This is a genomic window from Pseudomonas sp. B3G-3 (assembly GCF_028640915.1).
Lineage (GTDB): Bacteria > Pseudomonadota > Gammaproteobacteria > Pseudomonadales > Pseudomonadaceae > Aquipseudomonas > Aquipseudomonas chlororaphis_I.
In genome coordinates this window covers 3,838-12,570 of record NZ_JAQZAB010000128.1, presented here as the reverse complement: position 1 = coordinate 12,570, position 8,733 = coordinate 3,838, and the positions used below count along the sequence as shown (strand labels likewise).

General features: G+C 64.9%; 6 protein-coding genes. All 6 read left to right on the top strand.

Annotated features, from left to right (window positions below):
- On the top strand, positions 1–1,956 hold a 1,956-nt coding region (locus PVZ80_RS28885; protein ID WP_273864887.1), incomplete at its 5' end, for a TonB-dependent receptor.
- Between the two features lie 378 nt (positions 1,957–2,334).
- A complete protein-coding gene (locus PVZ80_RS28880) occupies positions 2,335–3,606 on the top strand; it encodes an ABC transporter substrate-binding protein (RefSeq protein ID WP_435307297.1) in 1,272 nt (423 codons plus the stop codon).
- Positions 3,607–3,757: 151 nt separating this feature from the next.
- Positions 3,758–4,684 carry a carbohydrate ABC transporter permease gene (locus PVZ80_RS28875; RefSeq protein ID WP_023964987.1) on the top strand — a complete coding sequence of 309 codons (927 nt, stop codon included), beginning with the start codon at positions 3,758–3,760 and terminating at the stop codon, positions 4,682–4,684.
- A 10-nt stretch (positions 4,685–4,694) separates the two neighbouring features.
- Entirely contained in the window at positions 4,695–5,525 is an 831-nt protein-coding gene (locus PVZ80_RS28870) for a carbohydrate ABC transporter permease (RefSeq protein ID WP_038632307.1), read from the top strand.
- Between the two features lie 168 nt (positions 5,526–5,693).
- On the top strand, positions 5,694–6,797 hold the full coding sequence (locus PVZ80_RS28865) for an ABC transporter ATP-binding protein (RefSeq protein ID WP_124301565.1): 1,104 nt from the start codon (positions 5,694–5,696) through the stop codon (positions 6,795–6,797).
- Between the two features lie 14 nt (positions 6,798–6,811).
- Positions 6,812–8,293: a mannitol dehydrogenase family protein gene (locus PVZ80_RS28860; RefSeq protein WP_273864885.1), complete on the top strand. Its 1,482-nt coding sequence runs from the start codon at positions 6,812–6,814 to the stop codon at positions 8,291–8,293.
- The last annotated feature ends 440 nt before the right edge of the window (positions 8,294–8,733 follow it).

The following is an 8,733-nucleotide window of genomic DNA, read 5'->3' as shown; positions in this document are numbered from 1 at the left end:
CAGCAGGCGCTGAGCCTGCGCCAGGTGCTGTCGAACGTGTCCGGCATCACCTTCAACGCCGGCGAAGGCGGTGGCGGCTCGGGGGACAGCATCAACATCCGCGGCTTCTCGGCCAACAGCAACATGCAGATCGACGGCCTGCGCGACAGCGCGCAGACCAACCGTTCCGACACCTTCAACGTCGAGCAGGTGGAGGTGATCAAGGGCCCCAACTCGGTGTTCGGCGGCGCCGGCACCACCGGTGGCAGCATCAACGTGGTCAGCAAGCAACCGAAGAACCAGGCGTTCACCCGCCTCGGCGGTAGCCTCGGCACCGATAACTACTACCGCCTGACGCTGGACAGCAACCAGCCCCTTGAAGGCGTCGGCCAGGACAGCGCGGTGCGGATCAACCTGATGGGCCATCAGAACGATGTGCCCGGCCGCGACAAGATCGACCGCGAGCGCTGGGGCATCGCGCCGTCGTTGCGCCTGGGGTTCAGCGACGCCACCCGGCTGACCCTCAGCGCCTTCCACCAGACCGACGACAACCTGCCCGACTACGGCGTACCGGCGCTGGACGGCAAGAAGCTGGCCGGGGTCAAGCGCGATGCCTATTTCGGCTGGAAGAACCTCGACAAGGAGCAGATCGAACAGAACGCCTTCACCGCCGATTTCGAGCACGACTTCAGCGACCACCTGCGCCTGCAGAACCTCACGCGCTACAGCCGCACCGCGCGCGACACCATCGTCTCGGCGTCCCATGTCAACACCAGCGGCGTGCCGGCGGGCCGCTACCGTCCGGCCGGGCCCCAGGCCTACGGGCGCGACGCCACCACCGAGATGTGGATCAACCAGAGCAACCTGATCGGCGACTTCGAGTTCGCCGGCATGCGCCACGACCTGGTGGCGGGCGTGGAACTGTCCCGGGAAACCCTCGACCTGAAGACCTACAACCACGGCCTGAACACCGCCTTGTATCCACGCGACGGCTATGCCCTGGGCAGCCCGCCCGGGCGCTGGAACGGCCCGGTCAACAAGACCACCAGCGGTTATACCGAGACCACCCTCAAGGGCCAGGCGTACTACCTGTTCGATACCATCGCCCTGAGCGAGCGCTGGGACCTCAACCTCGGCCTGCGCTACGACAAGATCAAGGGCGATGTCGACAAATACTCGGCCAGCCATGTGAAAAGCGAGAGCCTGGTCTCGGACACGAACAAGGCCAGCGCCCGCACCGGCCTGGTGTTCAAACCGACCGAAAACGGGCGCATCTATGCCGCCTGGGGCAACTCCTTCAACCCGTCCGCCGAGAACCTGGCCTCGACCGGCGGTGGCTTGAGCAAGGGCAACCAGGACCTGGCGCCGGAGAAGAACGAAACCTGGGAACTGGGCACCAAGTGGGAATTGCTGGACAAGCGCCTGGAACTGGACGGGGCGCTGTTTCGCGTAGAGAAGAGCAACGCCCGGGAAACCATGGCCGACGGTTCGACCCAACTGGCTGGCAAGCAACGAGTGCAGGGTGTGGAAATCGGCGTCACCGGGCATGTCAACGAGCATTGGGATGTGTTCGCCAACTACACCTTCCTCCACAGCGAAATCCTCAACGCGGCAAACACCGCCTCGGGCATCGCGCGCAAGGGCCAGGCCCTGGGCAACACGCCACCGCGTTCGCTCAATCTGTGGACCACCTATGAACTGCCAGCCGGCTGGACCCTGGGTTACGGCACTCGTTATGTCAGCGAGCGCAACGTCAGCTCCAGCACCCGCGCCAAGCTTGACGCTTACTGGGTACACAACGCCATGCTCGCCTACAAGGTCAACCACAACCTCGACCTGCAGCTGAACGTCAACAACCTGTTCGACAAGGACTACGTGGAACGGGTGCGCCAGCAGAACGGCTCGACGGCGCGCTCCTCGGCCATCGAATACGGCGACGCCCGCGCGGCGATCATGTCGGCCACCTATAGCTTCTGACCCCTCCCCTCAGCGCGAAGCCCCGGTCGACCGGGGCTTCGCCGCTGTCATCGGCACCTTCTCGCCGTTCTCCGGCCCAGGCCGCCACGGCAAAAAAACCAATACGCAATCTCCCAGGTTTTACCCGGCGCGAACGGGCTAATCCTTGGCCCATGGCGGCTTGCGCCGGGTGGAGGATTTCGTCGCAGTGCAAAAAAGTATCGATTCGAGTGTCAGGGATGATTTGTCAGCGCGGGCGTTGAGGGCTGTAATCAGCCGCACATTCTTCCCTGCATCCGGAAGACACAACAACAATAACCGTCCTTCTGCCGCCCACCGGGCCCGGAAGAGGAGTGCACGATGAAACCCTGCATTACCGCCCTGCTCGTCACCACCTGCATGCCCCTGAGCGGCGTCAGCCTCGGCGCCCAGACCCTGACCATCGCCACCGTCAACAACAGCGACATGATCCGCATGCAGAAACTCTCGAAAGCCTTCGAGAGCGAGCACCCGGAGATCAAGCTGAACTGGGTGGTGCTCGAAGAGAACGTGCTGCGCCAGCGCCTGACCACCGACATCGCCACCCAGGGCGGACAGTTCGACGTGCTGACCATCGGCATGTACGAAGCCGCCCTCTGGGGCGCCAAGGGCTGGCTGCAACCGATGCAGGACCTGCCCGCCGCCTATGACCTGCAGGACATCTTCCCCGCGGTGCGCGAAGGCCTGTCGGCCAAGGGTACGCTGTACGCCCTGCCGTTCTACGCCGAAAGCTCGATGACCTACTACCGCACCGACCTGTTCAAGGACGCCGGCCTGGTCATGCCCGAACACCCGACCTGGGAGCAGATCGGCGAATTCGCCGGCAAGCTCAACAAGCCCGAGCAGGAGCAGTACGGCCTCTGCCTGCGCGGCAAGGCCGGCTGGGGCGAGAACATGGCCCTGATCACCACCCTGGCCAACGGTTTCGGCGCGCGCTGGTTCAATGAGCAGTGGCAGCCGGAATTCACCGGGACCGAATGGAAGAACGCCCTGACCTTCTACGTCGACACCATGAAAAAGGCCGGCCCGCCCGGCGCCTCCAGCAACGGTTTCAACGAGAACCTGGCGCTGTTCAACAGCGGCAAGTGCGCGATCTGGGTCGATGCCAGCGTCGCCGGCTCCTTCGTCACCGACAAGTCGCAGAGCAAGGTCAGCGAACACGTCGGCTTTACCTACGCCCCGCAACAGGTGACCGACAAGGGCAGCGCCTGGATGTACTCCTGGGCGCTGGCGATCCCCACCAGTTCCAAGGCCAAGGATGCCGCGCAGACCTTCGCCACCTGGGCCACGTCCAAGGAATACGGAGCCCTGGTCGCCGAGAAAGACGGCATCGCCAACGTGCCGCCGGGCACCCGCGCTTCGACCTACAGCGAGGCCTATCTGCAGGCCGCGCCGTTCGCCAGGGTGACCCTGGAATCGCTGAAAGTCGCCGACCCGACCAGGCCGACCCTCAAGCCGGTGCCCTACATCGGTATCCAGTTGGTGACCATTCCCGAGTTCCAGGCCATCGGCACCCAGGTCGGCAAGCTGTTCTCCGCCGCGCTGATCGGCCAGACCACGGTCGACCAGGCCCTGGCCGCCGCCCAGCAGACCACCGAACGCGAAATGAAACGCGCCGGCTATCCCAAGTAATCCCCCAAAACCTGTAGGAGCGAGCTTGCTCGCGAAAAACGTCAAGACAGCGCATTCACCCAGGTTGGGCGCGTTATCGTTGACGACCATCGCGAGCAAGCTCGCTCCTACAGGGAACCGCGTTACGCGTACCTGAACGGTTGTGATCGCCATGAATACCTCGACTGCCAAAGCTCATTTGCCAATGCCCCAGGTCGCGCGCAAGCGCCGCCTGCTCAACCCCGGCTGGTTCCTGGTCAGCCCCTCGGTGGCGCTGTTGCTGCTGTGGATGATCGTGCCGCTGGGCATGACCCTGTACTTCTCGCTGATCCGCTACAACCTGCTGTACCCCGGGGAAAACCAGTTCGTCGGGCTGGAAAATTTCAGCTACTTCCTCAGCGATTCGGGCTTTTTGCCCGGGGCCGGCAACACCCTGCTGCTGGTGGGCAGCGTGCTGCTGATCAGCGTGGTGTTCGGGGTGCTGATCAGCGCCCTGCTGGAAGCCAGCGAGTTCCTCGGCCGCGGCATCGTCCGGGTGTTGCTGATCTCGCCGTTCTTCATCATGCCCACGGTGGGCGCGCTGATCTGGAAGAACCTGATCTTCCACCCGGTGTCGGGGATTCTCGCCGCCGTGTGGAAGCTGTTCGGCGCCCAGCCGGTGGACTGGCTGGCTCACTACCCGCTGCTGTCGATCATCATCATTGTCTCCTGGCAGTGGCTGCCGTTCGCCATCCTGATCCTGATGACCGCCATGCAGTCGCTGGACCAGGAGCAGAAGGAAGCCGCACGCCTGGATGGCGCCGGGGCCATCGCGATCTTCTGGCACCTGACCCTGCCGCACCTGGCGCGGCCCATCGCGGTGGTGGTGATGATCGAGACCATCTTCCTGCTCTCGGTGTTCGCCGAAATCTTCACCACCACCAACGGCGGCCCGGGCTACGCCTCGACCAACCTCGCCTACCTGATCTACAACCAGGCGCTGGTGCAGTTCGACGTGGGCATGGCCTCGGCCGGCGGCCTGATCGCCGTGGTCATCGCCAATATCGCCGCGATCATCCTGGTGCGGATGCTCGGCAAAAACCTGACTGACAAGCCCTGAGGTGCGCGCCATGACCCTGCAACAATCCCGCCGCCTGCAAAGCCTGCTGCTCGGCACCCTGGCCTGGGCCATCGCCATCCTGATCTTCTTCCCGATCTTCTGGATGCTGCTGACCAGCTTCAAGACCGAAATCGATGCCTTCGCCACGCCGCCGCAGTTCATTTTCACGCCGACGCTGGAGAATTACCTGCACATCAACGAGCGCAGCAACTACCTGGCCTTCGCCTGGAACTCGGTGGTGATCTCCTTCAGCGCCACCGCCCTGTGCCTGCTGATCGCGGTGCCGGCGGCCTACTCCATGGCCTTCTACGAGACCCGCAACACCAAGCGCACCCTGCTGTGGATGCTGTCGACCAAGATGCTGCCGCCGGTGGGCGTGCTGATGCCGATCTACCTGCTGGCCAAGAGCTTTGGCCTGCTGGACACGCGCATCGCGCTGATCCTGATCTACACCCTGATCAACCTGCCGATCGTGGTCTGGATGATTTACACCTACTTCAAGGACATCCCCCGGGACATCCTCGAGGCCGCACGGCTGGACGGTGCGACGCTGGGCCAGGAAATGCTCCGGGTGCTGCTGCCGATCGCCAAGGGCGGGCTGGCCTCCACCGTGCTGCTGTCGCTGATCCTGTGCTGGAACGAGGCGTTCTGGTCGCTGAACCTGACCTCGTCCAACGCCGCGCCGCTGACCGCGCTGATCGCCTCCTACTCCAGCCCCGAAGGGCTGTTCTGGGCCAAGCTCTCGGCGGTCTCGACCCTGGCCTGCGCGCCGATCCTGATCTTCGGCTGGATCAGCCAGAAACAGCTGGTGCGCGGCCTGTCCTTCGGCGCCGTGAAATAACCCGAACGCCACCCTTGATCAACGCTGATCCAAACCCTGTAGCCGCTGCCGAAGGCTGCGATCGAGCCGCAGGCTCGCCAGCGACCGCACAGGCGCCGAGGCCCCTGCGGTGCCTATCGCAGCCTGCGGCAGCGGCTACACCGAAATTCTGAAATCCGGAGAGATTCCATGGCCAACCTGAAAATCAAGAATCTGCAAAAAGGCTTCGAAGGTTTTTCCATCATCAAGGGCATCGACCTGGAGGTGCGCGACAAGGAGTTCGTGGTCTTCGTCGGCCCCTCGGGCTGTGGCAAGTCCACCCTGCTGCGGCTGATCGCCGGCCTGGAGGAAGTCAGCGGCGGCAGCATCGAACTGGATGGTCGCGACATCACCGAAGTCAGCCCGGCCAAGCGCGACCTGGCCATGGTGTTCCAGACCTACGCCCTGTACCCGCACATGAGCGTGCGCAAGAACATGTCCTTCGCCCTGGACCTGGCCGGCGTGCCGAAAACCGAGGTGCAACAGAAGGTCAACGAAGCGGCGCGCATCCTCGAGCTGGGGCCGATGCTGGAGCGCAAGCCCAAGCAACTGTCCGGCGGCCAGCGCCAGCGCGTAGCGATTGGCCGGGCCATCGTGCGCAACCCGAAGATCTTCCTGTTCGACGAACCGCTGTCCAACCTCGATGCGGCGCTGCGGGTGCAGATGCGCCTCGAGCTGGCGCGCCTGCACAAAGAGCTGCAGGCGACCATGATCTACGTGACCCACGACCAGGTCGAAGCCATGACCCTGGCCGACAAGGTGGTGGTGCTCAACGGCGGCCGCGTGGAACAGGTGGGCTCGCCGCTGGAGCTGTACCACAGCCCGGCCAACCTGTTTGTCGCCGGCTTCCTCGGCACGCCGAAGATGGGCTTCCTCAAGGGCCGGCTGAGCCGGGTCGATGGCCAGGGCTGCGAGGTGCTGCTGGAGGCCGGCACCCGCATCCAGCTGCCACAGCGCGGCGCCCACCTGAGCGTCGGCAGCCCGGTGACCCTGGGCATCCGTCCCGAGCACCTGGAACTGGCCCGCCCCGGCGACTGCACCCTGCAGGTCACCGCCGACGTCAGCGAGCGCCTGGGCAGCGACACCTTCTGCCACGTCGTCACCGCGTCCGGCGAAGCGCTGACCCTGCGTATCCGCGGCGACCTGGCCAGCGCCTATGGCCAGCAACTGAACCTGCACCTGGATGCCGAACACTGCCACCTCTTCGATGCCGACGGCGTGGCCGTGGCCAGGCCGCTGCGCGCCGCCGCCTGAACGAGAACCGAACGATGAAACTGAACCGACACAACCTCCACCGCCTGGCCCCTGAAGTGCGGCTGCCCGCCTACGACCTGGCCGAGACCCGGCAAGGCATGGTGCATATCGGCGTCGGTGGTTTCCACCGGGCGCACCAGGCCTATTACACCGATGCCCTGATGAACACCGGCGAAGGCCTGGACTGGAGCATCTGCGGGGTCGGCCTGCGCGCCGAGGACCGCCGCGCCCGCGACGACCTGGCCGGCCAGGACTACCTGTTCACCCTGTTCGAGCTGGGCGACAGCGACGCCGCCGAAGTGCGGGTGATCGGCGCCATTAGCGACATGCTGCTGGCCGAGGACGGTGCCCAGGCGCTGATCGACAAACTGGCCGACCCGCAGATCCGTATCGTCTCGCTGACCATCACCGAAGGTGGCTACTGCATCGACGACAGCAGCGGCGAGTTCATGGCCCACCTGCCGCAGATCCAGCATGACCTGGCCCACCCGCAGCAGCCGAAGACCGTGTTCGGTTTTCTCTGCGCGGCCCTGGCCCAGCGCCGGGCAGTCGGGGTCCCGGCCTTTACCCTGATGTCCTGCGATAACCTGCCGCACAACGGCGCGGTGACCCGCAAGGCGCTGCTGGCCTTCGCCCGCCAGCGCGACGCCGACCTGCACGACTGGATCGCCGCCAACGTCAGCTTTCCCAACGCCATGGTCGACCGCATCACGCCCATGACCAGTACCGCCCACCGCCTGCAACTGCACGACCAGCACGGCATCGACGACGCCTGGCCGGTGGTCTGCGAGCCCTTTGCGCAATGGGTGCTGGAAGACACGTTCGTCAGCGGCCGGCCGGCCTGGGAAAAGGTCGGCGTGCAATTCACCGACGACGTCACGCCCTATGAGGAGATGAAGATCAAGCTGCTCAACGGCAGCCACCTGGCCCTGACCTACCTGGGGTTCCTCAAGGGTTATCGCTTTGTCCACGAGACCATGGCCGACCCGCTGTTCGTCGCCTATATGCGCGCCTACATGGACCTGGACGTGACCCCGCAACTGGCGCCGGTGCCGGGCATCGACCTGGACGACTACAAGGACACCCTGGTGGCGCGCTTCTCCAACCGGGCGATTGCCGACCAGCTGGAGCGGGTCTGCTCCGACGGCTCGTCGAAGCTGCCCAAGTTCACCGTGCCGACCCTCAATCGCCTGATCGCCGACGGCCGCGACACCGAGCGCGCCGCCCTGGTGGTCGCCGCCTGGGCCCTGTACCTCAAGGGCGTGGACGAAAACGGCGACACCTACGCCATTCCCGACCCACGGGCCGCGTTCTGCCAGGCGCTGGTGGCGGATGACGCACTGATCGGCCAGCGGCTGTTGGCGGTCGAGGAAATCTTCGGCACGGCGATCCCCGCCAGCGCGGCATTCACCGCCGCCTTCGAGCGCTGCTACAGCAGCCTGCGCGACAACGGCGTGACCCGCACCCTGGAGCGGGTATTGGCCCGGGGCCGCTGATGCTTGCCTGTCGCCGATGCGTTTATCCAGACAGATCGCGGACCCAGGCTTTGCGATTGCTGCGCAATCGATTGCAGCCTCGCGAGCTCGGCAGCGGCTACACAGCCACCGCAAACCCTGTAGCCGCTGCCGAAGGCTGCGATCGACTGCGTAGCCGACGCAAATCCTGCCGACGCGTTTCTCCAGACAGATCGCGGACTCAGATTTTGCGATTGCTACGCAATCGATCGCAGCCTCGCGAGCTCGGCAGCGGCTACACGGCCACCGCAAACCCTGTAGCCGCTGCCGAAGGCTGCGATCGGCGGCGCAGCAGCCGCAAATCCTGCCAACGCGTTTCTCCAGACAGATCGCGGACCCAGGTTTTGCGATTGCGTTGCAATCGATCGCAGCCTCGCGAGCTCGGCAGCGGCTACACGGCCACCGCGAACCCTGTAGCCGCT

Coding starts and splice junctions, on each gene's coding strand:
- PVZ80_RS28880 (WP_435307297.1), top strand. CDS start 2,335: ATGCCCCTGAGCGGCGTCAGCCTCGGCGCCCAGACCCTGACCATCGCC.
- PVZ80_RS28875 (WP_023964987.1), top strand. CDS start 3,758: ATGAATACCTCGACTGCCAAAGCTCATTTGCCAATGCCCCAGGTCGCG.
- PVZ80_RS28870 (WP_038632307.1), top strand. CDS start 4,695: ATGACCCTGCAACAATCCCGCCGCCTGCAAAGCCTGCTGCTCGGCACC.
- PVZ80_RS28865 (WP_124301565.1), top strand. CDS start 5,694: ATGGCCAACCTGAAAATCAAGAATCTGCAAAAAGGCTTCGAAGGTTTT.
- PVZ80_RS28860 (WP_273864885.1), top strand. CDS start 6,812: ATGAAACTGAACCGACACAACCTCCACCGCCTGGCCCCTGAAGTGCGG.